The following is a 25127-nucleotide window of genomic DNA, read 5'->3' on the forward strand; positions in this document are numbered from 1 at the left end:
AGGAACATGCGACCCGATGCGGGATGGATGGAGAGGTTGCCGAAGGATCGGCTGATCGCGGAATTTTCGGTCTGGTCCGCAGACCTGTTGCGGCTGGCTGATGACATGGCGCGTATCCGGCCCCATGCCGATATCCTGCATGTCGACGTGGCGGATGGCGTCTTTGCGCCTGCTTTTCTGTTCTTTCCTGATCTTGTGGCGGGCCTGCGCAAGACATCCGACCTGCCGATCCATGTGCATCTGATGGTGAATGACGCGGTGCTGCTGTCGCAGATCGACCAGTTCGCCGAGGCCGGGGCCGACCTCATCTCCATTCATCTGGAGAATGTGGCCCTGGCCGGTGAGGCGCTGGACCGGATCGCCGGGCATGGGGTGAAGGCGGGGATGGTGCTGCGGGTGGAAACACCCGTTGCCGGCGTGGCAGAGTGGCTGCCGAGGCTTGACATGCTGACGCTGCTGGGCACCGCGATTGGTGTGAAAGGGCAGGGATTGAACGCGGCGGCACCGGACCGGATTCGCGAGGCCGGGGCCCTGATCGCGGCCACCGGGCGGAGGATCGTGCTCGCTGCGGATGGCGGCATCCGCGATACGACGGTGCCCGTCTTGCGCGCTGCCGGGGCGGAGACGGTGGTCCTTGGGTCACTTGCCTTTGGCGCGCCTGATCTGGGGGCGCGGATGCGCTGGCTGCGCGATCTGGGCTGAACCCACGATCCGTAAGACGAAGGCCCCGCTAGATGACCGTGGCGGGGCCGTTGTCATTGCGGGCCTTGCACGGCTTACAGGACCGCGGCACCGGCCGTTCCTGTTGCCAGACGGTCGGAACGGGCCTGAAACAAGGCGCGTCCATGGCAATGATCTGGCCCCAATCTGACTTTCGGATGTTTGTCTAACAGTCCCCTCATGCCTGCCGTTCCACACCGCATGCCCCCGTCAGCAGAGGCGCTGCGCCGGGGCGGGCCAGGTCGGGCATGGATTGGGAGGCGTGATAGTCATGACGGAACACGAGTTGCTGGGGGACCTGCGCGCGGGTGATGCGGAAGGCCTTCGTTCCACGCTTCTCGCGGCACTTGAGGCGGGGGATGTGAAGATCTCCGCCGATGCAGTGACTTCGGCGGATGCGGCGATCTTGCAGGTGCTGATTTCCGCGCGCCGCACGGCCGAGGCCCATAAACGCAGCCTGACATTTGATCTGGGCGAAGATGCACCGCTGGCTGCATTTGCGGCCCGGCTTGCGTTGAGCGAGGCGCTGCATCCCGTCGCGGGCTGACCCTTTTTCCGGTGCCATAACGGCCAATCAAGATGAGTAGAGAATGACATGCCAAAGACCGTTTTGACCGTCGATGACTCCCCGTCGATCAGGCGCATGATCGCGATGACGCTGCAGGAGGCGGGCTATTCGGTGATCGAGGCCGTGGATGGCAAGGACGGGCTGGACAAGGCCCTGTCTAACCCCGTGGACGCGATCATCACCGATCAGAACATGCCCAATCTGGACGGGCTCGGCTTCATCCGGGCGCTGCGGCAGCACCCGCAGGGCAAGGGTGTGCCGATCGTCGTTCTGTCGACCGACTCGGCCGAGGACCTGAAGGCGCAGGCGCGCGAGGCCGGGGCGCTGGGCTGGATGGTGAAACCCTTCACGCAAGACAAGCTTTTGGCCGTGATCAAGAAGGTGGCTGGCTGATGACCGATGACATGGGCGCAATCTTTCGCGAAGAGGTTCGCGATCTTCTGGAAAGTCTGGAGCGGGGGTTGCTTGACCTGAAGTCACGGCCCGATGACATGGGCCTGATCAATCAGGTCTTCCGCGATCTTCACACGGTGAAGGGCAGCGGCGCGATGTTCGGCTTTACCGAACTGTCGGCCTTCATCCACGAATTCGAGACGGTGTTCGACAAGGTCCGTGCGGGCGTCTTGCCCGTGGGGCCGGAGCTGCTGCGTCTGGCGCTGGCGGCAAAGGATGAAATCCCCGGGCTGGTGGAGGGCGAGCCCGATCCGGAAGGTCGCCGGAAGGACATCCTGTCGGGACTTTACGGACTGCTTGGGGCGAAGCCTGCCGAAACCGGTGCCGAGGATGCGGTGGAGGTTGTGGATGCGCCTGCGGCGGGTCTGACGGGGGCGGCGCGGCTGCGGTTCCAGTTGACGGGCGAGGCGCTGGCCTTGGGGGCGCGACCTGAACTGGTGCTGGACGAATTGCGGGCGTTGGGGGCTTCGAACATCGTCGCCGATCTGTCCGACGTGCCGGAACTGGACCGTCTGGATGTAGAGGCCTGCGCCATTTCGTGGTGGATGGACCTGCCCGCCGGGGTGACCGAGGCGCAGTTGGAGGAGGTCTTCCTCTTCGTCGATGCGCAATGGTCGCTGGAAGCGGAGGAGATGGTTGTGGAAGAGGCGGCGCCCGAGGTGGTGGCCGAGGCCGATTCCGCCAAGCCCGAAGCGGTGGCAGCTCCCGTTGCCGCCGCCCCGGTTGCGGCGCCTGCCGCAAAGGCCGAGGTGAAGGCGGACGCTCCCGGCGCTACGATACGCGTTCCGGCGGAGCGTCTGGACGGGTTGATGGATGCCGTGGGCGAACTGGTCATCGCCGAGGCGCGCCTGACCCAGCTTGCACGCGATCTGCGTGACCCGTCGCTGATGGCGACGGCCGAGCAGATCACCCGTCTGCCGGGCGGGCTGCGCGATGCGACGATGTCGATGCGCATGGTGCCGATGCGGTCTCTGGTCGGGCGGTTCCGCCGTCTTGTGCTGGATCTGTCGGACAAGCTGGGCAAGCCCGTCGAATTCCGCGTGACGGGCGAGGATACCGAACTTGACAAGACGGTGATCGAGAAGCTGGCCGATCCGCTTGTGCATGTGCTGCGCAATGCGCTGGATCACGGGATGGAGATGCCGGATGTCCGCGCGGCGGCAGGCAAGTCCCGCGAGGGGCTGGTGGAACTGGTGGCCGAACATGCGGGCGCCGAGGTCCTCATCAAGGTGCGTGACGACGGGCGCGGGATGGATCCGGCGAAGCTGCGCGAAAAGGCCATCGCCAAGGGCCTGATCACGCCCGAGGCGCAACTGACCGAAGGGCAGATCTTCGCGCTGATCTTCGAACCCGGCTTTTCCACCGCCGAGGCGGTGACCGACCTGTCGGGGCGCGGGGTCGGCATGGACGTGGTTCGCCGCACCATTGAGGCGCTGCGCGGGACGATCGAGATCGAATCCGCGCTGGGCAAGGGCACGACTGTCACGCTGCGCCTGCCGCTGACGCTGGCCATCATCGAAGGGCTGCTGATCGAGGTGGCGGGCGAGCAGTACATCCTGCCCATGCCGAATGTGCAGGAGATCGTCGAGCTTCCGCCCGAGAAGGCCAAGCCGAGCAAGAGCGGTGATTTTCTTGATGTGCGGGGCGGGTTCGTGCCTTTCCTGCGGTTGCGAAAGCTGTTCGACTGTGCGGGCGAGGCGGGGAACGGACAGAATGTCGTGATCGTCCGGGCGGGCGATGCGCGTGTGGGCATCGTGGTGGACCGCATCATCGGCACCAACCAGACCGTGATCAAGCAGATGTCCAAGCTGCACGCGGGCGTGCGCGCCCTGTCGGGGGCGACGATCCTTGGCAACGGGTCCATCGCGCTGATCCTTGATGTGGGACATTTGATGGGGATGTCGCGGTCGCAGGGCGATGCCCCGGCTGCGCGGCAGGAGGTACTGGCATGACGATCCACCACCTGAAGGAGGACCGTCAGTTGACGGTCGTGACGCTGTCTCTGGGCCCGCAGGTCCTTGCCATTCCGGCGGTGCGTCTGCGCGAGATCCTTGATCCGCTGCCCGTGACGCGGGTGCCGGGGGCGGGGCCTCTGGTGCCGGGCGTGGTGAACGTGCGCGGCACGGTGGTGCCCCTTGCCAACCTGAAGCAGGTCCTGCGGATACCGGAGGTGGAGGCGGATGACCGTCGGCGCTTCCTCGTTCTGGATGTGACCATCGCGGGCGAGGCGGCCGTCGTCGCGGTGGAGGCCGATGCGGTGCATGAGGTTTCCACCATCGAGACATCGATCGTCGAACCCGTCCCCGCCGCGGCCAGCGCCTGGCCGCCCGAATTCCTGACCGGGCTTTATCGTGGGGCGGATGGGTTCGTCCTGATGCCCGATCTTGATCACATCCTGTCGGCACTTGTGAACAGGCCGCTGGCCTGACTGCTCTGGAGGAGCGCAGAATGAGACTGACCATCAAAACCAAACTCGCGGCCACCTTCGGCCTTGTCTTTGTCCTCTGGGGCGTGTCGACCGGTCTGGCCGTCACCTATCTGGGCGACGCGAATGAGCGCTACAACCAGACCGTGGATCGCGACATCCCGCGGCTGCTGGAAGTCGAGGACCTTGTCACCCAGAAACTCATGGTGCGTACCAATGTGGGACGCGTCCTGATCGGGCTGCCGAATGCCCCGGCGGACCATATCCCGAACCTGATCCGCGAGGTCGATGAAGGGGCCGCGCGCGTGGATGAACTGATCGCAGACTTGCGCAGTATCACGACGCGTGAGGATATCTTCGCCAAGATCGACGAGCTCGAGGCCATTCACAAGGAGGCCTACGCCCTGAACAAGCGGATCATCGAGTTGGAGATGGCCGGAAACGGGGATGAGGCGAATACGCTGTATCACCGGGACTTGACCGACCGATCAGCACGGATCGCAACGGTTCTTGGCGAATTGCGGACGATCATTCGCACGATCGTTGAAGAGAACCGTCTGGAAACGACGCAGGAATTTGGCTCTGCCAAGACGGTGATGATCGCGCTGTTCGCGGCATCCGCTCTTGCGGCACTTGGCCTTGCGCTTTGGATCATGGTGGGTCTGTCGCGCGGATTGAAGCAGTCCATCGCGCTGGCCTCGTCCATCGCCGATGGCGACCTGCGCAAGACGCCGGATCTGCGTGGCAATGACGAGATCACCGATCTGCTGAAGGCGCAGAACGAGATGGTGGTTCGCCTGCGCGAGGTGGTGTCGAACGTTTCCAACGCGGTGCGCAACGTCGCCGCAGGTTCCACGCAGATGGCATCGACCTCGGAAGAGCTGAGCCAGGGCGCGACGGAACAGGCGTCGTCCACCGAAGAGGCATCGGCTGCGATCGAACAGATGGCCGCCAACATCAAGCAGAGCGCCGACAATGCGACGGTGACCGAGAAGATGGCCAGCAAGTCGGCCGACGATGCTCGCACCAGCGGCAAGGCCGTGGCTGAGGCGGTGCAGGCGATGCAGACCATCGCGGACCGGATCATGATCGTGCAGGAAATCGCGCGGCAGACCGATCTTCTGGCACTGAACGCGGCTGTGGAGGCGGCGCGGGCGGGCGAACATGGGCGCGGGTTTGCCGTGGTCGCGGCAGAGGTGCGCAAGCTGGCCGAACGCAGCCAGACGGCGGCGGCGGAAATCTCGTCCCTGTCGGCCAGCACGGTGCGCACGGCGGCAAGCGCGGGCGAGATGCTGGTGGGCCTCGTGCCGGATATCGAGAAGACCTCGGCCCTCGTGACCGAAATTTCGGTGGCCTCGCGCGAACTGGCGACCGGGTCCAGCCAGATCACGCTGTCGATCCAGCAGCTTGACAAGGTGACGCAGGGCAATACCGCGGCGGCCGAGCAGCTTTCGTCCAGTGCGACGGAACTGGCAAGCCAGGCGGATATGCTGGCCGAGGCGATCTCGTTCTTCCGGACGGATGAGACGGTGGAGGTGTCATCGGCCTCGGCCTCGGTCTCGTCGCCCTCTGCAGCGGCAGCGGCTACGCCGAAGTCGAAGGCGGCGGCTCCGAAGGCGGGCGGGAAGAAGGCTGCGGCTGGTTCGCAGCAGAACTCCGGCGGGTTCGATTTCGACCTTGGCACCGGGAATGACGAACTGGACGCACATTTCGTGCGCCGCGATGCGGCCTGAGGAGGGAAAGATGAACGAGAGCGCGGATGTCGTGACTTTCACAGCGGATCAGGCGCTGTATGCGGTTCCCGTCACCCGGGTGCAGGAGATCCTTGACCTGCGCCCGGTGGCCCCGCTGCCCAACGCCCCGCGTTACCTTCTGGGGATCATCGACCTGCGGGGGGCCAATATCCCCGTGGTCGACCTGCGCAGTCTTCTGGGCCGCGCGGCGGGCGAGGATACGGCGCAAAGCCGCATCCTCGTGGTGACCCTGATGCATGGCGAGGGGCGGGCGACGATCGGGATCAAGACCGACCGCGTGATCGAGGTGACCGCGCTGGATGATGGCGAGATCCGTCCGATGGAAGAGGCGGACCTGCTGCGCTGGTCGGGCAGTTCCATCGCCGGGATCGGGCGCCGGAATGGCGATGTGGTCAGCGTGATCGACCTTGATCGGCTGTTCTCGACGGTCGATCTGGTGGCGATGGACCTGTCGGAGGCCGCCTGAGTGACCGCGATGCAGATGGCCAGCACCCCCACGACGGGGGACAGGTTCCGGCAGCTCATCCGTTCCCTTACCGGGATCAGCCTGCCGCCCAGCAAGGTGCAGATGATCGACCAGCGGCTGCGGCGGCGGGTGGTGGAATACGGCCTGCCGGATACCGAAGCCTATCTGGAAAAGCTGCTGGCGGGGGAGTTGCCGCAGGATGAGTTGCCGCGCGTGATCGACCTGATCACCACCAACACGACCAGTTTCTTCCGCGAGTCCGAGCATTTCGATTTCCTGACCGGCCATATCCTGCCCGACCGCCTTGCCAAGGCACGGGCCGAGGGGCGCAAACGGTTCAAGCTGTGGTCGGCGGCCTCGTCCGAAGGGGCGGAGGCCTTTACGGCGGCGATGGTTCTGGAAGAGGCGCGGCGCAAGGGGGCGGGGTTCGACTATGCGATCCTTGGAACCGACATCAGCGCCCGGATGCTGGAGCGTGCGACGGCGGCGATCTATGCCGACGAGCAGTTGACGACCGTCCCGCGTGATCTGGTGACGCGCTATTTCTTGCGGGCCGACGATCCCAGCATGGCGGGCAAGGCGCGCATCGTGCCGGAATTGCGGGCAAGGACGCGGTTCAGGCATCTGAACCTGATGGACAAGAGCTATGCGGTGGATCGCGACGTCGACGTGATCTTCCTGCGCAATGTGCTGATCTATTTCGATGCCACGGACAAGGAGCAGGTGGTGGACCGCCTTGCCGGGCATATTGCGAAGGGCGGTTATCTGCTGGTGGGGCATGCGGAAAGCATGATCGTGCGCCACCCCCTCCTGCGGCAGGTGAAACCCACGATTTTCCAGAAATGCTGAGGTAGAAATGCCCGTCTCCGACCTTTCCCGCGATTCCTCTTCCTCCCTTGTCCGGGTTCTGATCGTGGACGATTCCGCGAGCGCGCGGGCCATGCTGCGCGCGATCGTCGAAAGCGATCCCGCCTTGAAGGTGGTGGGGCAGGCCCCCGACGCCTTTGAGGCGGCGCGGATGATGCGCGATGAACTGCCGGACGTCATCCTGCTGGATCTGGAATTGCCGGGCATGGACGGGCTGACCTTCCTGAAGAAGATCATGTCGCAGCGGCCCCTGCCGGTGGTGGTCTGTTCCGGCTTCACCGCGCGGGGTTCCGAGCAGAGCCTTGCCGCGCTGGAAGGCGGGGCGGTGGAGGTGATCCTGAAGCCGCAGGCCGGTGACGCGCAGGCCCGTGCCGAGGCGCAGGTGCGCATTTGCGATGCGCTGCGTGCGGCCAGCCAGTCGCGCGGGGGGCGGAGGGTGCCGGTGGCGGCCTCTCCACGGCAGCCGGGCAACAAGTTGACGGCGGATGTGATGCTGCCGGCGCCAAACCTTACGCGTCCGGTGCCGATGACCGAACCCATCGTCTGCATCGGGGCCTCGACCGGTGGGACCGAGGCGCTGCGCGAGATACTTGTCGCACTGCCACCCGATGCGCCGGCGATCTGCATCGTGCAGCACATGCCCGCCGGGTTCACCGCCGCTTTCGCGCGGCGTCTGGATGGATTGTGCCAAGTGAAGGTCAGCGAGGCGGTGGACGGCGCGACGGTTGGGCAGGGCGAGGTGCTGATTGCGCCGGGTGACCGTCACATGATGCTGCGCCGCCTGCCGTCGGGCTATCGCGTCACGGTGGCGGAGGGGCCCTATGTCAGCCGGCACCGGCCTTCGGTCGATGTGCTGTTCCGGTCGGCTGCGGGGGCTGCGGGCGCGAATGCGCTGGGCGTGATCCTGACGGGAATGGGCGATGATGGCGCGCGCTGTCTGGGCGAGATGAAGGCGGCGGGGTCCCACACCATCGCGCAGGACGAACCGACCTGCGTGGTCTACGGCATGCCGCGCGAGGCGGTCCGCATGGGCACGGCCGTGCAGAGCCTGCCGTTGAACAAGATGGCGGCGGCGATCATGGGCTTTGCGCGGCGGCATCGGACGGGGGTGCAGGTATGAACGTGATGGCAACCGTCACCGAACCGGGGCCTGACCCGCTGGCGCGGGTGCTGCGGATTACCGAGGAGACTTTCGTCGCGGCAGGCGACAGCCTGTCGCGCGGGGTGGATATCCTGCGCGGGACGGAGGGCATCTTTGCCAAGTTGGACCACAGCCTTGGCGACGAGACCGGGGCCGAACTGGGCCGCCTGATCACGCTGACCTATGGCAACCTTGGCGCGATCAAGGGTGAGTTCGACGCCTTCCTGCGCCATAGCGAGGAATTGCGGGCCGCTGTCCGGCATGTGCGGCTGGACGTCGGCGAGCTTGACCGCGTGGTACGGACCATTTCGAACGTGTCGATCAATGCGCGCATTCAGGGCAACGGGTTGGTGCCGCCACGGCCGCAAGTGAATTCCTTCATCGAACGGCTGGCGTCGATGGCCTCAGAGGCGGAGGGCATCCTGCAGGAGGTGAAGGAGGCCATGGTCGGGATCGGCCATGACACCGATACGATGGAGAAGGCCCTGCAGGACCTGCGTCAGGAATTGATGCAGCAGGTTCTGCCCGCGTTGAAGGGCTTTGCCGCCATTGCCCAGCAGGTGCAGAACGGCCGGGCCGAGATGACACGCATGAGCGGCGAGTTGGCCGTGCGGATGAAGTCGATCTTCGGCGAGGTGTCCAAGCTGATCACCGCGCTGCAGTCGGGGGATTCGACGCGGCAGCGGCTGGAACGCGTGCGCGAGGTGAAGGGCGCGGCCTTTGGCGCGGGCGAGGGGATGGAGGCGCTGCTGGTGGAACTGGCGCGTGATCTGGCCATCGCGGCGCGGGACGAGGCGGATAGCGAGATCGCGATTTCCATCGCTGCCCTTGATGCCGTGCGGCAGCGGGCGGAACAGGCGATGCAGGCGGCGCGGCATTTCTATTTCTCGCAGATCGGGAGCAATGGGTCGGATGGCACCGGGGGGGATGCGGACAGCCTGACCGACAGCCTTGCCCGCGTGCGCCATCACCTTGTTTCGATGCGCGGGCGGGCCGAGACGGTGCGCGGGCGGCTGGACCTGATCCTGAAGCATGAGGCGACGATCCGGCAGATCGCGCAGCAGGTGCGCCTGTCGGGGCTGAATGCCGTGCTGATCTGCGCCAAGCTGGGCGAGGAGGGCCGGTCGCTGCGGGAACTGGCGCAGTGGTTGCGCACGCTGACGGATGAAAGCGACGAGATCGTTCAGCGCCTGCAGGGCAATCTGGCCGAGACGCGGACCTGCACCCGCCTTGCCGGGCAGGAGGGCGTGGACAAGCTGGAGACGGCGCTGTCGGGTTTCATCTCGGATGCCGAGGCGTTGAACCGGACTATGGGCGGGATTTCCTCGGTGGTGGCAGAGGCGGCGCAGGGCTTTGACGCAGCCGGTCGGGAATTGCCGATGCGGTTGGGGCAGGCGGCGCAGCGCTTGGGCGATTTCCGCCGGGCCTTGGGGGATGTCACCGCGCTTGTCGGGACCTTGGCCTTGCGTCGGATGCTCTTGGGTGCGGCGCACCTGCCGCTGATCGAGGACAGCCCGGAGGCGGATCTTGTCGCGCGGTTGCGGTCACGCTGCACGATGCAGGCGGAGCGGGCGATCTTTGATCGGGTGACCGGCGCGACCGTTTCGGCCGCGGCCGCGGCGGGGCAGGGCGCGGCGGTGGCCGAAGTGCCCGCGGCGGCGGTCGAGGCGGTGCCGGCGGAGGCGGCGGGCGACGATCTGGATGACATTTTCTTCTGACGCGCGCGACGGAAGGCGTCTTCTCTGACGTATCACTGAAGTTGCAGAGGGAGGTGTTTCCCTGCGGCGCGGCTTGACGGCGCGACCTCGGTGGTGGCCGGATGGCACGCGGATGGATGTGTCGGAGAGGATGAGATGGCACCCAAGGGTTATTCCGTCACCCAGATCGGCCTGCATTGGATCGTGGCCGGTCTGATCGTCGTGAACCTTGTGTTCGAGGATTGGATAAAGACCGGATGGCGCGCGATCGAGGATGGGGGCGCGCCGGTCTATGATGCCGGGGCTATCGCCCATATCGGGGTGGGCGTCGCGGTTCTGATCTTTGCCCTGTGGCGCATCGCGCTGCGTTTCACGCGGGGGGTGCCGGATGCGCCTGCCGGAGTGACGGGCCCCGTGAAACTGGCGGGGCATCTGGGGCATCTGGCGCTTTACGCGCTGATGATCGGGGTGCCGGTGGTGGGGCTGATGGCATGGTTCGGCGCGTCGGAGGATCTGGCCGAGTTGCATGAACTGGGCAAGCCTCTGTTCATGCTGCTGATCCTTGCCCATGTCGGCGCGGCGCTGTGGCATCATTTCATCCGCAAGGATGGCCTGCTGAACCGGATGCGCCGCCCGGGTTGAGACGGGTCAGGCGGCGCGGTCGGGGGTGTCGAGGAAGACGCGGACCGTCTCTTCGAATTCGCGCGGTTTCTCGGCGTGAAGCCAGTGGCCCGCATCCGGGATGCGGGCAAAGCGCGCGGCGGGGAAGAGGGCGCGGATCGTCTCGCGATGTTCGGGGCGGACATAATGGCTGTTGGCCCCGGTGAGGAAGAGCGCGGGGCGTTCGAACCGCCCCGACGTGCCCGGCCAGCCGACGATCTTTGTCATCTCTGCCTCCAGCGCATCGAGGTTCAGGCGCCAGCGGGGGCCGTTTTCCGATTTCAGATCAAGGGATTGCAGGAAGAAGGCGCGGAGGGAGTCATCCTCGATATGCCGGGCGAGGCGGCGGTCGGCCTCGCCGCGCGTCGCAAGATCCGTCAGGTCGAGGGCGCGCATCGCGTCGATATGGCGGGTCTGGTCATGGGTATAGGCGACAGGGGCGATGTCGGCGACGACGAGGCGGCGGATCAGGGCACCCTCCGTCAGCGCCAGTTGCATCGCGGCCTTGCCGCCCATCGAATGACCCAACAGGTCGACCGGCGCGCCGATGCTGCGGATGACCTCGGCCAGATCGGCGGCGAGGGCAGGGTAGTCATGCGCCGCGTTCCACGGGCTTTCGCCGTGGTTGCGCATGTCCACCGCCACGACGTTGCGCGTATCGGCCAGACGCCGCGCGATCACGCCCCAGTTGCGACCCGACCCGAACAGCCCATGCGCGATGACGAGGGTCGGTTGACGCGCCTCGGTGCTGGCGGGGTGGTGGATCGTCTTCAGCATTGTTTCGCTTTCGCTGTCGCGCTGTTTCGAAATGGGCGATTTTTCTGCCCCAATCTTGCCTATATCCTGACACAATCGGTTAAGGATCATGAATATGTCAGCGAGTGCAGTGATCATCCTTCAGAAATCGGCCCGCATCGCCCAGTTGCTGGAAGAGAATGCGGGCGTCAAGGGGGCCACGCTGGAGGCGCGGCTTGGCCATGCGCGCAGGCGCCTGCCACGCGAGGCGCGGGCAGCGGGATGGCGGATCGCGATGGCGGAACGCAAGGCGCGGCAGGGCGGGATCGTCGACGTGGACGAACGGCTTTTCGACAATGACTATCGCGTCTGCTTGCGCCATCTGCAGGAACACCCGGTCGCGCCGGCGGGCCTGCCACCGATCCGGGGCCTGTTCCAAAGCGGGGTGACCGCGGTTCTGACCGGATTGCTCATCGGGATGGGGCTGATCTATTCGGGCCTGATCTGAGGTCATCGGGCGGGGTGCGGATCGTGGCGGGCGCGACAAGTGTCACGGTCACGAATGAGACGTAAAGCAGCAGATACCACGATCCGAGCTTTGACAGGCTGACCATCTGGCCCACGCTCTGGCCGGAGTAGAGCCATGTGCCCGTGGCCGTTCCAACATTCTCGGCCACCCAGAGGGCAAGGCTGGAGAGGAAGGCCGCTACGGGCAGCGGCATCCAGAGGTGGTGCCGCGTGATGCGGAACCAGATCCGCGTGCGTGCGAAAAGTACCAAGGTGGCGACGAAGAGCCCGATGCGGACATCCATCAGGAAATGGTGCAGGAAGAAGTTCGCATAGATTGCGGCGGCCAGAAGGAAGGTCTGCGCGAAGGGCGGATAGGGGTGGAAGCGCATGTCGAAAAGCCGGATCACCCGAGCCATGTAACTGCCCACCGCCGCATACATGAAGCCCGAGAAGAGCGGCACGCCCATGATCTTGAACAGCGCCTCTTCCGGGTAGGACCATGACCCTGCCGAAACCTTGAACCATTCCATCGCGGTTCCCGTCAGGTGAAAGAGGAGGATCACCTTCGCCTCTTCCCACGTTTCCAGCCTGAAGTGCAGGAACAGAATCTGCGTGACGATGGCGAAGAGAAAGAGGGCGTCATAGCGGCGAAGCGACCAATCGGCCTGCCAGATCAGTTTCGATCCGATGATGGCGGCGAGCAGGAGACCTCCAAAGAGGCAGGCCCAGCCCTGTTTCAGGACGAACATCACGAATTCGGCCAAGGGCGAGGGAAGGCGCGCGCGCGCCCAATCGCCCAAGTGCCGTTCGACAAGGTTGATGGTCGGTGTTTCCGTCATCCGCAGAACGTCACGCGAAAGGATGAACAACCCTTTACCACGGCGTTCACGGAGAGGGGGCGTCGCTGCCGGAACGGGGTTTTCATTCCGGCAGCGAGGTGATCACAGGTTGGGATAGATCGGGAAGCGCTGGCAGAGGGCCTCGACCTCGGCCTTGACCTTGCCTTCGACCGCGCCGTTGTTCTCTTCGCCGTTTGCGGCAAGGCCATCGACAACTTCAGTGATCCAGCGGGCGATCTGGCGGAATTCCTCTTCACCGAAGCCGCGCGTCGTGCCTGCGGGCGTGCCAAGGCGGACGCCGGAGGTGATGGTGGGCTTTTCGGTATCGAAGGGGATGCCGTTCTTGTTGCAGGTGATGTGGGCGCGGCCCAGTGCCTTTTCGGTGGCATTGCCCTTCACGCCTTTGGGGCGCAGGTCCACCAGCATGAGGTGGGTGTCGGTGCCGCCGGTGACGATGTCGAGCCCGCCCTTCATTAGTTCATCCGCCAGTGCCTTGGCATTGGCGATGACCTGCTTCTGGTAGGTGACGAATTCAGGGCGCAGCGCCTCGCCGAAAGCCACTGCCTTGGCGGCGATGACATGCATCAGGGGGCCGCCTTGGATGCCCGGGAAAATGGCCGAGTTCACCTTTTTGGCGATGGTTTCATCATCGGTCAGGATCATGCCGCCACGCGGGCCGCGCAGGGTCTTGTGGGTGGTGGTGGTGGCGACATGGGCATGTGGGAAGGGCGAGGGGTAAAGGCCAGCCGCCACGAGGCCCGCGAAATGGGCCATGTCCACAAGGAGATAGGCCCCGACGCTGTCGGCGATTTCGCGCATGCGCTTGAAGTCGATCACGCGCGGGATGGCCGAGCCGCCGGCGATGATCAGCTTCGGCTTGTGTTCGGCGGCAAGTTCCGCGACCTGATCGTAGTTCAGTTCCAGATCCTGCTTGCGCACGCCGTATTGCACGGCCTTGAACCACTTGCCCGACTGGTTGGGCGCGGCGCCGTGGGTGAGGTGGCCACCGGCATCGAGCGACATGCCGAGGATGGTGTCGCCGGGCTGGATCAGCGCCTGGAACACGCCTTGGTTGGCCTGCGAACCGGAGTTTGGCTGCACGTTCGCGAAGGAGCAACCGAACAGCTTGCAGGCGCGCTCGATGGCAAGGTTTTCTGCGATATCAACATATTGGCAGCCGCCATAGTAGCGCTTGCCCGGATAGCCTTCGGCATATTTGTTGGTCATGACCGACCCCTGCGCCTCCATCACGGCGCGGGAGACGATGTTTTCCGAAGCGATCAGTTCGATCTCGTGCCGCTGGCGGCCGAGTTCCTGCGTGACCGCGCCGAAGAGTTCCGGGTCGCGGGAGGCGAGGGTTTCGGTGAAAAATCCGGAGTCGCGGTGAGGGGCGTTCATGGGCTCTCCTTTTCGGGCGGGGCCAAGGGCTTTGCTGCGGGCTTGGGGTGCATCTAGCGCAGAGGGCGGCTTGCGGGAAGGCAAGAAAACGACGCGAAACAGGGTCGGTGCGAAATAAATGAGCGGATCGGAACCAAGGTCGCCGATCGGAACGCCCTTGCGGGGGTTGAGTTTGCGGCGGAGGCCCCGCAAGGATGGGCGGCGGGGGTGGCCCGCGTGGATGGGGGTGGCGGATGGCCTTTTCACGGATTGCCTTTGCGGCTTCGACGGCACCGGCGGCGGTGGAGGCGCTGCGGGTGCTGACGGCGCGCTATGGGCAGGTGGCGCGGGAGGAGGCAGATGTCGTGGTGGCCCTTGGGGGCGACGGCTTCATGTTGCAGACGCTGCACGAGACGGAGGCGCTGGCGCTGCCTGTCTATGGGATGAATTGCGGGACCATCGGCTTTCTTATGAACGCCTACCAGCCCGGCGAATTGCCCGCGCGGCTGGCGGCGGCGGAGGAGGCGGTGATCAACCCGTTGCGGATGCGCGCCGTGGGGGTGGATGGCACGGTTCACAGCGCGCTGGCGATCAACGAGGTGAGCCTGTTGCGCGCGGGGCCGCAGGCGGCGAAGCTGCGGGTGATCGTGGATGGCCGGGTGCGGATGGAAGAGCTTGTCTGCGACGGGGCATTGGTGGCGACGCCTGCGGGATCAACGGCTTACAACTATTCGGCGCATGGGCCGATCCTGCCCATCGGGGCGGATGTGCTGGCTCTGACGGCGATGGCGGCGTTCCGGCCAAGGCGGTGGCGGGGGGCGCTGATCCCCAAGACGGCGGTGGTGCGGCTGGAGGTTTTGGAAGCGGCGAAACGTCCTGTGATGGCGGATGCCGACAGCCGGGGATCAGTGCGCGAGGTGGCGAGCGTGGAGATCCGGTCGGAGCCGGGGGTGCGGCATCGGATATTGTTCGATCCGGGGCATGGGCTGGAAGAGCGGCTGATCAACGAGCAATTCGTCTAAGGCCTTGCGGGCGCTGCGTTTGTTTTCGTGTTTTGCGGAAAGTGGGTGTGCCGGATGTTGTGCCGTAAACTGTACCGCAAACTGTGCATACGCACGGTGGGACAAGGCAGCGTTAACCATTGGCTGTCGGGCGATTCGTCGGGCGATGACCCTGCCCTGTGACGGGGGCGGTGCCGCAGACGGGACGGCGGGCGCGGGGCTGCGCGGCGTCATGGTGCCTTGATCAGCGGGTGTGGGATGCGTTAGCGCTGTCATTCATGCGGCGCGCGATATTGCCAGTTCTGTTGCGGGGGATGCTTGCCCTGTTCCTCGGCCTTGCTTTGGCCGGGGCGGGGGCTGCGCATCGTCCGGTGGAGCGGCCGGCGGAGGCGGCGGCGCTGGCGGCTTTCCTGCAGGCGGGTGGCACGCTGGCGGACCTGTGCCACGAGGCGGGCGATGCCGGGCATGGCGGTGGCCATGCGACCATGGAGTGCCCGGCCTGCCATCTGCAGAAATCGGGTTGCCTTGCAGAGGCCGTCGCGCTGCCCGTGGCGTTGCGCTTTGCGCGATCCGAGGCTTTGTCATTTGCCGAGATGCGCCTTGCCGTTCCGGCCATGCGCGACGAAAGGCCCCCGGCGCGGGGGCCGCCCCTTTCCCGTCTTTCCTGAAGCGACTTTCAGGCTGCCACGCGGTGCGGCGGCCGTGTCATGGACAAGATGGACAAGGAGGAACCGCAATGGTTTCCACGACGGACGAGGTCGCCCGCGCGGCGACGGAACGGCGCTATTTCACGGTGTGGCGCTGGCATTTCTACTGCTCTCTTTACGTGTTTCCCTTTCTGATCATGCTGGCTGTGACGGGCCTGATCATGCTGTGGATTTCGGCCATGACCGAGATCAACGGCGAGCGCAGGGCGGTCGATCCGACCGGTGCGCCGATGGCCGTTTCCGCCTTGCAGGCCGCCGCAGAGGCGGCGGTGCCGGGGGGCGTGGCGGGGACCTATATCGAGCCGATGGCGGCGGATCGGGTGGCCGTGTTTCAGGTCGCGGGAGAGGGGGGCGACATGACGGTCGTCCTGAACCCCTATACGGGCGAGGTCGTGGAAACCTTCCCGTGGCGCGCGGGCTGGTATGATTTCGCGACCGAAATCCACGGCACGCTGTTGATCGGGGATCTGGGCGACTGGCTGATCGAGGCGGCGGCAAGCCTTGGCGTGATCCTTGTCGTGACCGGCATCTGGCTGCACTGGCCGCGCCGGGGCGCGGGTTGGCGCGAGACACTGCTGCCGAAGGTCGTCTTCACCTCGCGCGGGGCTTGGAAGGCGCTGCATGGCGCGGTTGGGATGTGGATGTCCGTGATCCTGCTTGTCTTCCTGATTTCCGGCCTGAGCTGGGCAGGGATCTGGGGTGGCAAGATGGTGCAGGCTTGGTCCACCTTCCCGGCGGAGAAATGGGAGGCGGTGCCGCTGTCGGACAAGACCCATGCCGACATGAACCATGGCGCGGCCAAGGAAGTGCCATGGGGGCTGGAACAGACCCCGCTGCCGGAAAGCGGATCTCTGGCCGGAACGCAGGCGGTGACGGGTGCGGTGGATATCGATAGCGTGACAGCCTTCGCGCGGGGCCTTGGCTTCGACGGGCGGTTCCAACTGGCCATTCCGCAGGAGGAGACGGCGGTCTGGACGATCAGCCATGACAGCATGTCGAATGACGGGCCGGACCCGAGCGCGGATCGCACGATCCATGTCGATCAGTACACTGGCAATGTGCTGGCCGATGTGGGCTATGCCGACTACTCCCCTTGGGCGAAGGCGATGGCCTATGGCATCGCCTTTCACGAGGGCGATATGGGGGCGTGGAACCTTGCGCTGAACACGGTCTTCTGCCTGTCGATGATCTTCCTGCCGGTGTCGGGGCTGGTGATGTGGTGGAAGCGGCGGCCCGAGGGGGCCCTCCGCCTTGCCGCGCCGCCCGCTCCGCAGGGGCTGGCTTTCTGGTGGGGGGCGGCGGCCCTGATCGTGGCGCTGGGGATTGCCTTCCCTCTGGGCGGGGCGGCGATTGCAGTCGCGGTCGTTCTGGATCTGGTGGTTCTGCGTCAGGTTCCGGCGTTGCGGCGGGTCCTGTCGTGAGCGAGTAGGGCGGGGTTCACCCCGCCCTACCGGGCGCGAGGATGGGCGAGGCTGCCCATCCTACGCCTCTTTCCAGCCGTCGATCTTGCGATAGAGGGTGGAGGGCGCGAGGTCGAGGACACGGGCCGCCTTTGGCACGGACCCGTCGAAGCGTTTCAGCGTGGCTTCGATGACCATGCGCTCCACCTCGGCCAAGGGGCGGCCGACCAGAGCCTCGGCGGCGGCTTCGGGTTGGGAGGGGGCGAGGGCTGCGGGAAGGGGCGCGATGGGCTGATCGTCGGCGACGATGGCGGGCAGCATGTCGGGGGTGACGAGGCCGCCCTCGTGCATCACCACGATATTGCGGATGACGTTGAGGAGTTGGCGCACGTTTCCGGGCCATGGCAGGCGGCGGAACAGGGCGGCCACCTCGGGCGAGAAGCCGTCGAAGCGTTTGCCCTCTTCCACCGAGAAGCGCATCAGCGCGGTCTCGGCTATTTCGATCACGTCCTCGGCCCTGTCGCGCAGGGCGGGCATGTGGATGGGGACGACGAAGAGGCGGTAATAGAGATCCTCGCGGAACCGGCCGCGGCGGACGGCCTCCAGCGGGTCTTGGTTGGTGGCGCAGATGATGCGGACATTCACCTTGCGCGGCTTGGTCGCACCGACGGGCTGCACCGTGGAGGTCTGGAGGAAGCGCAGGAGTTTGGTCTGCAGGGCGGGGGCCATTTCGCAGATCTCGTCCAGGAACAGCGTGCCGCCATCGGCGGCCTCGGCGGCGCCGGGCTTGTCGGAGATGGCGCCGGTGAAGCTGCCCTTCACATGGCCGAAGACCTCGGATTCCAGCAGGTCGGTGGGGATCGCGCCGCAGTTCAGCGCGATGAAGGGGCCGGTCGCGCGGGCGGAATGGTCATGCACGGCCAGTGCGCAGAGTTCCTTTCCCGTGCCGCTTTCGCCGGTGATGAAGACGGTGGCCATGGAGCGGGCGACGGAGCGGATCTTGGCATGGACCTTTGCCATCGCCTCGGACGAGCCGACGAAACTGGTCCCGACGGCGGCGGTGGCGGGGGCGGCGATGGCGGTGATGCTGCGCCGGGGGGCGGTGCCGGGTGCCGGGGCGGGGCTGCGCCGGGGGGCGGGGCGGCCGGCCAGCGCATTGTCGACGGCGCTGAGGAAGCGGGTTTCGTCGAAGGGTTTGACGAGGAATTCATGCGCACCGAGGCGCATCGCCTCGACCGCGCGGTTGATGGAGCCGTTGGCGGTGATGACGATGATCATCACCTCCGGGCGCAGGGTGAGCATTTCCTGCATGAGGTCGAGACCGTCACGGTCGGGCAGCATGAGGTCGAGAAGGACGACGTTGGCGCCGCTGTCCTTGAAGGCGGCGAGGCCTTCGGCGGCGGTGCCCGCGCTGCGGACGGCGTGGCCCGCATTGGTGAGGACCGAGCAGTAGACCATCTGCAGGGAGGGCGTATCCTCGATCAGGAGGAGCGGCGGGCCTGCGGTCATCCAGCCGCCTCTTGCGGCGGCAGGTGGCTGGCGATGGTGGCGATCATGTGGGCGAGTTCGGCCAGCAGGTCGGGGGCGAGCGTTTCGATCTGCGGGATGGCGCGGGCATGGGCGGCGGCGTTGGTGTCCTGCGCCAGTTTCTGCAGGCGGGTCGCGCCGATGGTGCCCGCGACGGACATGAGGACATGGGTTTCGGCGCGGATGGAGGCCCAGTCGCAGGCGGCGAGCGCGGGGGTGAGGCGGGTCTGGACGCTGGAAAAGTCGATGCCGACCTGCTGCAGGATGCGCAGGGTGGTTTCGGGCCCGGCGATGGCGAGGATGTCGCGCAGGGCGGCGTTCTCGCCGATGAGGGCGGCCAGATCGGGCGTGGTCATCGGGGGCCTCTTCCGATTTGGTGGCGGTGAGAAGCCGAAAAATGGCAGGTACTGTGCATCACGGACCCAGACTAGCCGCTTGGGGCGGCTTGTCCAAGCCCGAGCTTGTCATGTCAGATCAACTGCGGGCCAGTCCGATGCCCTGCAGCGCCGTGCGGATTTCGTCGAGGATGGCGGGATCGTCGATGGTGGCGGGCATCTTGAAGTCCTGCCCGTCGGCGATCTTGACCATGGTGCCGCGCAGGATCTTGCCCGAGCGGGTCTTGGGCAGGCGGTCCACCACGACGGCGCGCTTGAAGTCTGCGACGGGGCCGATCTTTTCGCGCATGAGGGTTACGCATTCCTTGATGATCTCTTCTGCGGGGCGGGTGCAGCCCTTGTTGAGGCAGAGGAAGCCCAAGGGGGATTGGCCCTTGAGGTCGTCGGATATGCCGATGACGGCGCATTCGGCGACGTCCTTGTGGAAGCCAAGGACCTCCTCCATCGCGCCGGTGGAGAGGCGGTGGCCCGCGACGTTGATGACGTCATCGGTGCGGGCCATGATGTAGAGGTAGCCGTCCTCGTCGATGTAACCCGCGTCGCCGGTTTCGTAGTAGCCGGGGAAGTGGGTCAGGTAGGACTTGCGGAACCGTTCCTCGGCGTTCCAGAGCGTCGGCAGGGTGCCGGGGGGAAGGGGGAGCTTGATGGCGATGGCGCCGAGTTGGCCGGGCGCGACGGGGTGGCCGCCTTCGTCCAGCACCTGCACGTCGAAGCCGGGCATGGCGACGGAGGGGCTGCCCACCTTGATGGGGAGTTGTTCGATGCCGAGCGGGTTCGCCGCGATGGCATAGCCGGTTTCGGTTTGCCACCAGTGGTCGACAACCGGCACGTTGAGATGGCGCCCCGCCCAGTTGACGGTATCGGGATCGGCGCGTTCTCCGGCGAGGTAGAGGGCTTGGAGGTTCGACAGGTCGTAATCGCCGACGAGTTTGCCTTCGGGATCGTCGCGCTTGATGGCGCGGAGTGCCGTGGGGGCGGTGAAGAAGGAGCGGACCTTGTGTTCGGCGATCACGCGCCAGAAGGCGCCCGCGTCGGGGGTGCCGACGGGTTTGCCTTCGTAGACGATGGTGGTGCAGCCCGCGATGAGGGGGGCGTAGCAGATGTAGCTGTGGCCCACGACCCAGCCCACGTCGGAGGCCGCCCAGAACACGTCACCCACGCCGCAATTGTAGATGGCGCGCATGGTCCATGCCAGCGCCACGAGGTGGCCTGCGGTGGGGCGGACGACGCCCTTGGGCGCGCCGGTCGTGCCGGAGGTGTAGAGGATGTAGGCGGGGTGGTTGCCTTCGACGGGGACGCAATCGGCGGGTTCCACGCCGTATTGGAAGGAGTGCCAGGCGACGTCGCGGCCTTCGATGAGCTTCGCCACTTCCTGTTCGCGTTGCAGGATCACGCAGAAGTCGGGCTTGTGGGTCGCCATGTCGATGGCGGCGTCCAGCAGCGGTTTGTAATGGACGACGCGCGAGGGTTCGATGCCGCAGGAGGCGGCGATGATGGCCTTGGGCGTGCAGTCGTCGATGCGGACGGCGAGTTCGTTGGCGGCGAAGCCGCCGAAGACGACGGAATGAATCGCGCCGATGCGGCCGCAGGCGAGCATGGCCTCCAGCGCCTCGGGCACCATGGGCATGTAGATGATGACGCGGTCGCCTTTGGCGACGCCCTTGGCCTTCAGCGCGCCTGCCAGACGCGACACGCGGTCCTGCAGTTCGGCATAGGTGATGACGTGTTTCGTGCCGGTGACGGGGCTGTCATGGATGATGGCGGGTTGTTTGCCGCGACCTGCGAGGACGTGACGGTCCACGGCGTTCCAGCAGGTGTTGACGCGGGCGTCGGTGAACCATTCGTAGAGTGGTGCGCGGGAGGCGTTGAGGGCGGTTTTCGGGCGGTCGATCCAATCGATGGCCCCGGCGGCGTCGAGCCAGTAGCCTTCGGGATCGGCTTTCCATTTCGCATAGAGACTGCGGTATGCCATTGTATGCCCTCCTCCACGAGTTGGCGTTTGTTACGCGACCGGGGGGGCTTGACGCAACGCTGTTACCGGAAACAGGGGGCGGGTGCGGCAAAATGTTTTGCAGAACTGGGCGAGAAAATCTGCAAACTTTTGCAAAACATGGGCGCTTTCGCTTTCTGGCGCGAAATGCGGGTTGGTTTGCAAATTTGACAGCGACTCGCTTTGCATCAACGCCCCCTCCCCCGGCCCTCTCCCCCTGCGGAGAGAGGGAGGTGCGCCGAACCTGACCTTGCGCCCGTTGCAGGCGTTGAATTGGGTATTTGGGCCGAGACGAAGCGGCAGCCTGTGCAGGGGTTGCCGACCGGGTGGATATGCCCTTTTCCCGCTGTCGGCGGGCGGGATCAGCCGTAATGGGTGACCGGGGTTCCCGCCAGCGCCGAGATGTTCAGGAGGCCCCGCGCGGTGATGGAGTTGGTCACGATATGGGCTTTGTTGCCCATGCCCATCAGGATCGGCCCGACCTCCAGCCCGTTCGCCTTCATCTTGAGGATGTTGCGGGTGGCGGCGGCGGCGTCGGTGGAGGCGAAGACGAGGACATTGGCCGCGCCTTCCATGCGGGAATTGGGCAGCAGACGGTCGCGCAGGGATTGGTCGAGCGCGCTGTCCACGTTCATTTCGCCTTCGTAGCAGAAGTCCGGTTCGCGCGCGTCGAGGAGTTCCAGCGCGGCGCGCATGCGTTGGGCAGCGGAATTGTCCATGTTGCCGAATTGGCTTTGCGTGCAGAGCGCGATCTTGGGCGCGAGGCCGAAGCGGCGGACGTGGCGGGCGGCGCCGATCACCGTGTCCATGATCTGCTGCGGCGTGGGTTCGGGGTTCACCTGCGTGTCGGCGATGAAGAGGGGGCCATCTTCGAGGATCATCAGCGAGAGCGCCCCCACGGGATGCAGACCGCCGCGCGCCAGCACCTGACGGATGTAGTTCAGGTGCCAGTGATACTGCCCGAAGGTCCCGCAGATGAGGCTGTCGGCCTCACCCCGATGCACCATCACCGCGCCGATGGCGGTGGTGTTGGTGCGCATCACCGCCCGCGCGATGTCGGGGGAGACGCCGCGGCGGGCCATGAGATCGTGATAGGTGCCCCAGTAGTCGCGGTAGCGGGGGTCGTTTTCGGGGTTGACCAGATGCACGTCGCGGCCCGGGCGGATGGGCAGGCCCGCGCGTTCGCAGCGCATCTCCACCACTTCGGGGCGGCCGATCAGGACGGGGATGTCGTTCGTCTCTTCCATCATCGCATGCGCCGCGCGGAGGACGCGTTCGTCTTCGCCTTCGGCAAAGACGATGGTGCGGGCGGCGGCCTTGGACGCCTCGAACACGGGGCGCATGATGAGGGCGGATTTGAAGACCGACCCGTCCAGCCCGCGCTTGTAGGCGTCGAGGTCGGCGATGGGGCGCGTGGCGACGCCGGATTCCATCGCGGCCTTCGCCACGGCGGTGGCGACGACGCCGATCAGGCGCGGGTCGAAGGGTTTGGGGATCAGGTAATCGGCGCCGAAGGAGAGTTTTTCGCCGGAATAGGCCGCCGCCGCCTCGGCGCTGGTGGTGGCGCGGGCGAGGGCTGCGATGCCTTCGATGCAGGCGAGTTCCATCTTCTTGTTGATGACGGTCGCGCCCACGTCCAGCGCGCCGCGGAAGATGAAGGGGAAGCAGAGGACGTTGTTCACCTGATTGGGGAAGTCCGACCGCCCCGTGGCGATGATCGCGTCGGGGGCCACGGCGCGGACCTGATCGGGCAGGATTTCGGGTGTGGGGTTGGCCAGCGCGAAAATGATGGGGCGGGGGGCCATTTTGGCCACCATTTCCGGCGTCAGCACGCCGGGGCCGGAGAGGCCGAGGAAGAGGTCGGCACCTTCGATCACATCGGCCAGCGTGGCGGGGGTGGTGCCTTGGGCGAATTCCTCTTTCTGCGCGGTCATCTGGTCGTGGCGGCCGTTGTAGACGAGGCCTGCGAGGTCGCAGAGCCAGACGTTTTCGCGTTTCACGCCAAGGTTCAGCAGCATGTTGAGGCAGGCGATGCCCGCCGCGCCGCCGCCGGTGGAGACGACCTTGATATCCTCGAACTTCTTGCCCGCGACGAGGAGGGCGTTGGTCGCCGCCGCGCCGACGACGATGGCGGTGCCGTGCTGGTCGTCGTGGAAGACGGGGATGTTCATCCGCTCGCGGCAGAGTTTTTCGACGATGAAGCAGTCGGGGGCCTTGATGTCTTCGAGGTTGATCGCGCCGAAGGTGGGCTCCAAGGCGCAGACGATCTCGGCCAGTTTCACCGGGTCGGGTTCGTTGAGCTCGATGTCGAAGCAGTCGATATTGGCGAATTTCTTGAAGAGGACGGCCTTGCCCTCCATCACGGGCTTGGAGGCCAGCGCGCCGATATTGCCGAGGCCGAGGACGGCGGTGCCGTTCGAGACGACCGCGACGAGGTTGCCGCGCGCGGTGTAGCGCGAGGCGGTGGCGGGGTCGGCCTTGATTTCGAGGCAGGCTTCGGCGACGCCGGGGGAATAGGCGCGCGAGAGGTCGCGCCCGTTGGCCAGCGGCTTGGTGGCGCGGATTTCCAGTTTTCCGGGCTTTGGAAACTCGTGGTAATCCAGCGCCGCCTGACGCGCGTTGTCCCGCCCGTCGCCCTTGGCCTGTTCGTCCATCGTCCCCTCCGCCCTTTTGTTCAACGTTAAACTACTTTTCGCCTAACCATTTCCCATTCTTTCCAATAGGCGTTTTCGGGGCGGCTTGCAAATCCCCGAAGGTCGCGGCCATTCTTTGCGGGCAGAGCGGAGGGCAAGATGTTTGAAGTGAAGGGCGAAACCCGGGCCGAGGTGCGGTTGCCGACGCAGGAGTTGCGGGATGACCTGCCGTTCTGGACCAAGCGTTTGGGCTTCCGTCTGGACATGATCTATCCGGCGGATGACCCGCAGGTTGCGGTGCTGTCGGGGCATGGGCTGCGGCTGCGGATCGAGAAGGGCGCGGCGGAACATCCCGGCACGGTGCGCATCCTGACGGACGAGGAGGGGTTCGCCGGGGGCGAGCGGCTGCTGATCGCGCCGAATGGCACGCGGGTGGAGATCGACAAGGCCAACCCGCCCTTGGTCCTGCCGCCGACGGAACATGCCTTCGTGGTGCGACGGCTGGCCGAGCAGGCGCCGTGGATCATTGGGCGGGCGGGGATGCAGTATCGCGATCTGGTGCCGTCGCGGCTTGGCGGGGCGATGATCGCGTCACATATCCGCATCCCGGATGGGGGGCCGGTGCCGGATATGGTGCATTTCCATAAGGTGGGGTTCCAGCTGATCTTCTGCATCAATGGCTGGGTCGATGTGGTCTATGAGGATCAGGGGCCGCCGATCCGCCTGACTGCGGGGGATTGCTTCATCCAGCCGCCGGAGATCCGGCATCGGGTGCTGCATGCCAGCGACGGGATCGAGGTGATCGAGATCGGGGTTCCGGCGGAACATGTGACCGAGATCGACCACGAGATGGAATTGCCGACGCCCCACCTGCGCCCTGACCGCGAATGGCAGGGACAGAGGTTCGTTTACGATATGGGGGCGGAAGGCGCGTTTCGCCCCTTCCGCCTGCCGGGGTTCGTTGCGCGGGATACCGGCATCCATGAGGCGACGAAGGGTGTGGCCTCGGTCATGGTGGCACGGCCGGATGGCGCAGGAACGGTCTGGACGAAACATGCGGGCGATATCCTCTTCACCTTCGTGATGCGGGGCGGTTTCACTCTGGAGGGGGAAGGGAAGAGCCCCTATCGCCTATCGCCGGGGGATGCCTTTGTGATCCCGCCGGGGATGGGAACGCGCTATGCCGATCCGACCGGGGATCTGGAATTGCTGGAGGTGACGCTTCCGGGGCGGCCAGAGACGGTTTTGATCTGAACGATCAG

General features: G+C 65.7%; 24 protein-coding genes. 16 read left to right on the forward strand and 8 right to left on the reverse strand.

Features of this window, described 5'->3' with window-relative positions; all coding sequences use genetic code 11:
- Nucleotides 1-6 precede the first annotated feature (6 nt).
- From TabM4_RS04635 to TabM4_RS04685, 11 genes are all read left to right on the forward strand, one after another.
- Complete coding sequence (locus TabM4_RS04635; protein WP_434619115.1) at nucleotides 7-702, forward strand: ribulose-phosphate 3-epimerase; 696 nt, start codon at nucleotides 7-9, stop codon at nucleotides 700-702.
- Nucleotides 703-991: 289 nt separating this feature from the next.
- Nucleotides 992-1267, forward strand: coding sequence for an STAS domain-containing protein (locus tag TabM4_RS04640; RefSeq protein ID WP_434619118.1), 276 nt, complete (start codon nucleotides 992-994; stop codon nucleotides 1265-1267).
- Between the two features lie 48 nt (nucleotides 1268-1315).
- Nucleotides 1316-1681, forward strand: coding sequence for a response regulator (locus TabM4_RS04645; RefSeq protein WP_434619121.1), 366 nt, complete (start codon nucleotides 1316-1318; stop codon nucleotides 1679-1681).
- On the forward strand, nucleotides 1681-3693 hold the full coding sequence (locus TabM4_RS04650; RefSeq protein WP_434619125.1) for a chemotaxis protein CheA: 2013 nt from the start codon (nucleotides 1681-1683) through the stop codon (nucleotides 3691-3693). The genes TabM4_RS04645 and TabM4_RS04650 overlap by 1 nt, the downstream gene beginning before the upstream one ends.
- A complete protein-coding gene (locus TabM4_RS04655; RefSeq protein ID WP_434619128.1) occupies nucleotides 3690-4169 on the forward strand; it encodes a chemotaxis protein CheW in 480 nt (159 codons plus the stop codon). Before TabM4_RS04650 ends, TabM4_RS04655 begins: the two co-directional genes overlap by 4 nt.
- A 20-nt stretch (nucleotides 4170-4189) precedes the next feature.
- Nucleotides 4190-5899: a methyl-accepting chemotaxis protein gene (locus TabM4_RS04660; protein WP_434619131.1), complete on the forward strand. Its 1710-nt coding sequence runs from the start codon at nucleotides 4190-4192 to the stop codon at nucleotides 5897-5899.
- 10 nt (nucleotides 5900-5909) lie between these two features.
- The gene (locus TabM4_RS04665; RefSeq protein ID WP_434619134.1) at nucleotides 5910-6386 is read left to right on the forward strand and encodes a chemotaxis protein CheW; all 477 of its coding nucleotides are present in this window, start codon (nucleotides 5910-5912) and stop codon (nucleotides 6384-6386) included.
- Between the two features lie 9 nt (nucleotides 6387-6395).
- Nucleotides 6396-7235, forward strand: a complete 840-nt coding sequence (locus TabM4_RS04670) for a CheR family methyltransferase (protein ID WP_434621917.1) — start codon at nucleotides 6396-6398, stop codon at nucleotides 7233-7235.
- Between the two features lie 7 nt (nucleotides 7236-7242).
- Nucleotides 7243-8373 (forward strand): protein-glutamate methylesterase/protein-glutamine glutaminase, encoded by a 1131-nt coding sequence (locus TabM4_RS04675; RefSeq protein ID WP_434619137.1) that lies wholly within the window; start codon nucleotides 7243-7245, stop codon nucleotides 8371-8373.
- Nucleotides 8370-10112, forward strand: a complete 1743-nt coding sequence (locus TabM4_RS04680; protein ID WP_434619140.1) for a hypothetical protein — start codon at nucleotides 8370-8372, stop codon at nucleotides 10110-10112. The genes TabM4_RS04675 and TabM4_RS04680 overlap by 4 nt, the downstream gene beginning before the upstream one ends.
- A gap of 135 nt (nucleotides 10113-10247) precedes the next feature.
- Entirely contained in the window at nucleotides 10248-10733 is a 486-nt protein-coding gene (locus TabM4_RS04685) for a cytochrome b (RefSeq protein ID WP_434619143.1), read from the forward strand.
- 6 nt (nucleotides 10734-10739) lie between these two features.
- Here the strand turns inward: TabM4_RS04685 and TabM4_RS04690 are convergent, their stop codons facing one another.
- The gene (locus tag TabM4_RS04690) at nucleotides 10740-11528 is read right to left on the reverse strand and encodes an alpha/beta fold hydrolase (RefSeq protein ID WP_434619146.1); all 789 of its coding nucleotides are present in this window, start codon (nucleotides 11526-11528) and stop codon (nucleotides 10740-10742) included.
- A 94-nt stretch (nucleotides 11529-11622) separates the two neighbouring features.
- Here TabM4_RS04690 and TabM4_RS04695 point away from each other — a divergent pair, with 94 nt between their 5' ends.
- Entirely contained in the window at nucleotides 11623-11994 is a 372-nt protein-coding gene (locus TabM4_RS04695; protein ID WP_434619149.1) for a hypothetical protein, read from the forward strand.
- On the opposite strand, the gene TabM4_RS04700 is transcribed toward TabM4_RS04695, so the two are convergent.
- Both TabM4_RS04700 and glyA read right to left on the reverse strand, forming a co-directional pair.
- On the reverse strand, nucleotides 11957-12835 hold the full coding sequence (locus TabM4_RS04700) for a DUF817 domain-containing protein (protein WP_434619152.1): 879 nt from the start codon (nucleotides 12833-12835) through the stop codon (nucleotides 11957-11959). The genes TabM4_RS04695 and TabM4_RS04700 overlap by 38 nt on opposite strands.
- 102 nt (nucleotides 12836-12937) lie before the next feature.
- The gene (gene glyA, locus TabM4_RS04705; RefSeq protein WP_434619154.1) at nucleotides 12938-14233 is read right to left on the reverse strand and encodes a serine hydroxymethyltransferase; all 1296 of its coding nucleotides are present in this window, start codon (nucleotides 14231-14233) and stop codon (nucleotides 12938-12940) included.
- A 233-nt stretch (nucleotides 14234-14466) separates the two neighbouring features.
- On the opposite strand from glyA, the gene TabM4_RS04710 reads away from it, so the two are divergent.
- The 3 genes from TabM4_RS04710 to TabM4_RS04720 all read left to right on the forward strand — a co-directional run bounded on the left by TabM4_RS04710 (nucleotide 14467) and on the right by TabM4_RS04720 (nucleotide 17341).
- Entirely contained in the window at nucleotides 14467-15234 is a 768-nt protein-coding gene (locus TabM4_RS04710) for an NAD kinase (RefSeq protein WP_434619157.1), read from the forward strand.
- A 293-nt stretch (nucleotides 15235-15527) separates the two neighbouring features.
- Complete coding sequence (locus TabM4_RS04715) at nucleotides 15528-15881, forward strand: hypothetical protein (RefSeq protein ID WP_434619160.1); 354 nt, start codon at nucleotides 15528-15530, stop codon at nucleotides 15879-15881.
- 68 nt (nucleotides 15882-15949) lie between these two features.
- Nucleotides 15950-17341 (forward strand): PepSY-associated TM helix domain-containing protein, encoded by a 1392-nt coding sequence (locus TabM4_RS04720; protein ID WP_434619163.1) that lies wholly within the window; start codon nucleotides 15950-15952, stop codon nucleotides 17339-17341.
- 60 nt (nucleotides 17342-17401) lie between these two features.
- Here TabM4_RS04720 and TabM4_RS04725 read toward each other — a convergent pair whose 3' ends face one another.
- The 5 genes from TabM4_RS04725 to TabM4_RS04745 all read right to left on the reverse strand — a co-directional run bounded on the left by TabM4_RS04725 (nucleotide 17402) and on the right by TabM4_RS04745 (nucleotide 23886).
- Nucleotides 17402-18829, reverse strand: a complete 1428-nt coding sequence (locus TabM4_RS04725) for a sigma-54-dependent transcriptional regulator (RefSeq protein WP_434619166.1) — start codon at nucleotides 18827-18829, stop codon at nucleotides 17402-17404.
- Nucleotides 18826-19203 (reverse strand): hypothetical protein, encoded by a 378-nt coding sequence (locus tag TabM4_RS04730; RefSeq protein WP_434619169.1) that lies wholly within the window; start codon nucleotides 19201-19203, stop codon nucleotides 18826-18828. The genes TabM4_RS04725 and TabM4_RS04730 overlap by 4 nt, the downstream gene beginning before the upstream one ends.
- A 118-nt stretch (nucleotides 19204-19321) precedes the next feature.
- Nucleotides 19322-21214, reverse strand: a complete 1893-nt coding sequence (locus TabM4_RS04735) for a propionyl-CoA synthetase (protein ID WP_434619172.1) — start codon at nucleotides 21212-21214, stop codon at nucleotides 19322-19324.
- 30 nt (nucleotides 21215-21244) lie between these two features.
- The gene (locus TabM4_RS04740; RefSeq protein WP_434619175.1) at nucleotides 21245-21421 is read right to left on the reverse strand and encodes a hypothetical protein; all 177 of its coding nucleotides are present in this window, start codon (nucleotides 21419-21421) and stop codon (nucleotides 21245-21247) included.
- 173 nt (nucleotides 21422-21594) lie between these two features.
- On the reverse strand, nucleotides 21595-23886 hold the full coding sequence (locus TabM4_RS04745; protein ID WP_434619178.1) for an NADP-dependent malic enzyme: 2292 nt from the start codon (nucleotides 23884-23886) through the stop codon (nucleotides 21595-21597).
- Between the two features lie 138 nt (nucleotides 23887-24024).
- Here TabM4_RS04745 and TabM4_RS04750 point away from each other — a divergent pair, with 138 nt between their 5' ends.
- Nucleotides 24025-25119 carry a cupin domain-containing protein gene (locus TabM4_RS04750; protein WP_434619181.1) on the forward strand — a complete coding sequence of 365 codons (1095 nt, stop codon included), beginning with the start codon at nucleotides 24025-24027 and terminating at the stop codon, nucleotides 25117-25119.
- The last annotated feature ends 8 nt before the right edge of the window (nucleotides 25120-25127 follow it).

Origin of the sequence: Tabrizicola sp. M-4 (assembly GCF_051132405.1) — a bacterium.
In the GTDB taxonomy this organism is placed as follows: Bacteria; Pseudomonadota; Alphaproteobacteria; order Rhodobacterales; family Rhodobacteraceae; genus Paragemmobacter.

What these genes read in the sequence shown, in the direction of transcription:
- TabM4_RS04715 (WP_434619160.1), top strand. Translation starts at nt 15,528, where the DNA reads ATGCTTGCCCTGTTCCTCGGCCTTGCTTTGGCCGGGGCGGGGGCTGCG.
- TabM4_RS04665 (WP_434619134.1), top strand. Translation starts at nt 5,910, where the DNA reads ATGAACGAGAGCGCGGATGTCGTGACTTTCACAGCGGATCAGGCGCTG.
- TabM4_RS04700 (WP_434619152.1), bottom strand. Translation starts at nt 12,835, where the DNA reads ATGACGGAAACACCGACCATCAACCTTGTCGAACGGCACTTGGGCGAT.
- TabM4_RS04680 (WP_434619140.1), top strand. Translation starts at nt 8,370, where the DNA reads ATGAACGTGATGGCAACCGTCACCGAACCGGGGCCTGACCCGCTGGCG.
- TabM4_RS04725 (WP_434619166.1), bottom strand. Translation starts at nt 18,829, where the DNA reads ATGACCGCAGGCCCGCCGCTCCTCCTGATCGAGGATACGCCCTCCCTG.
- TabM4_RS04735 (WP_434619172.1), bottom strand. Translation starts at nt 21,214, where the DNA reads ATGGCATACCGCAGTCTCTATGCGAAATGGAAAGCCGATCCCGAAGGC.
- TabM4_RS04655 (WP_434619128.1), top strand. Translation starts at nt 3,690, where the DNA reads ATGACGATCCACCACCTGAAGGAGGACCGTCAGTTGACGGTCGTGACG.
- TabM4_RS04660 (WP_434619131.1), top strand. Translation starts at nt 4,190, where the DNA reads ATGAGACTGACCATCAAAACCAAACTCGCGGCCACCTTCGGCCTTGTC.
- TabM4_RS04685 (WP_434619143.1), top strand. Translation starts at nt 10,248, where the DNA reads ATGGCACCCAAGGGTTATTCCGTCACCCAGATCGGCCTGCATTGGATC.
- TabM4_RS04745 (WP_434619178.1), bottom strand. Translation starts at nt 23,886, where the DNA reads ATGGACGAACAGGCCAAGGGCGACGGGCGGGACAACGCGCGTCAGGCG.
- TabM4_RS04695 (WP_434619149.1), top strand. Translation starts at nt 11,623, where the DNA reads ATGTCAGCGAGTGCAGTGATCATCCTTCAGAAATCGGCCCGCATCGCC.
- TabM4_RS04670 (WP_434621917.1), top strand. Translation starts at nt 6,396, where the DNA reads ATGCAGATGGCCAGCACCCCCACGACGGGGGACAGGTTCCGGCAGCTC.
- TabM4_RS04710 (WP_434619157.1), top strand. Translation starts at nt 14,467, where the DNA reads ATGGCCTTTTCACGGATTGCCTTTGCGGCTTCGACGGCACCGGCGGCG.
- TabM4_RS04730 (WP_434619169.1), bottom strand. Translation starts at nt 19,203, where the DNA reads ATGACCACGCCCGATCTGGCCGCCCTCATCGGCGAGAACGCCGCCCTG.
- glyA (WP_434619154.1), bottom strand. Translation starts at nt 14,233, where the DNA reads ATGAACGCCCCTCACCGCGACTCCGGATTTTTCACCGAAACCCTCGCC.
- TabM4_RS04690 (WP_434619146.1), bottom strand. Translation starts at nt 11,528, where the DNA reads ATGCTGAAGACGATCCACCACCCCGCCAGCACCGAGGCGCGTCAACCG.
- TabM4_RS04750 (WP_434619181.1), top strand. Translation starts at nt 24,025, where the DNA reads ATGTTTGAAGTGAAGGGCGAAACCCGGGCCGAGGTGCGGTTGCCGACG.
- TabM4_RS04740 (WP_434619175.1), bottom strand. Translation starts at nt 21,421, where the DNA reads ATGCAAAGCGAGTCGCTGTCAAATTTGCAAACCAACCCGCATTTCGCG.
- TabM4_RS04635 (WP_434619115.1), top strand. Translation starts at nt 7, where the DNA reads ATGCGACCCGATGCGGGATGGATGGAGAGGTTGCCGAAGGATCGGCTG.
- TabM4_RS04675 (WP_434619137.1), top strand. Translation starts at nt 7,243, where the DNA reads ATGCCCGTCTCCGACCTTTCCCGCGATTCCTCTTCCTCCCTTGTCCGG.
- TabM4_RS04640 (WP_434619118.1), top strand. Translation starts at nt 992, where the DNA reads ATGACGGAACACGAGTTGCTGGGGGACCTGCGCGCGGGTGATGCGGAA.
- TabM4_RS04645 (WP_434619121.1), top strand. Translation starts at nt 1,316, where the DNA reads ATGCCAAAGACCGTTTTGACCGTCGATGACTCCCCGTCGATCAGGCGC.
- TabM4_RS04650 (WP_434619125.1), top strand. Translation starts at nt 1,681, where the DNA reads ATGACCGATGACATGGGCGCAATCTTTCGCGAAGAGGTTCGCGATCTT.
- TabM4_RS04720 (WP_434619163.1), top strand. Translation starts at nt 15,950, where the DNA reads ATGGTTTCCACGACGGACGAGGTCGCCCGCGCGGCGACGGAACGGCGC.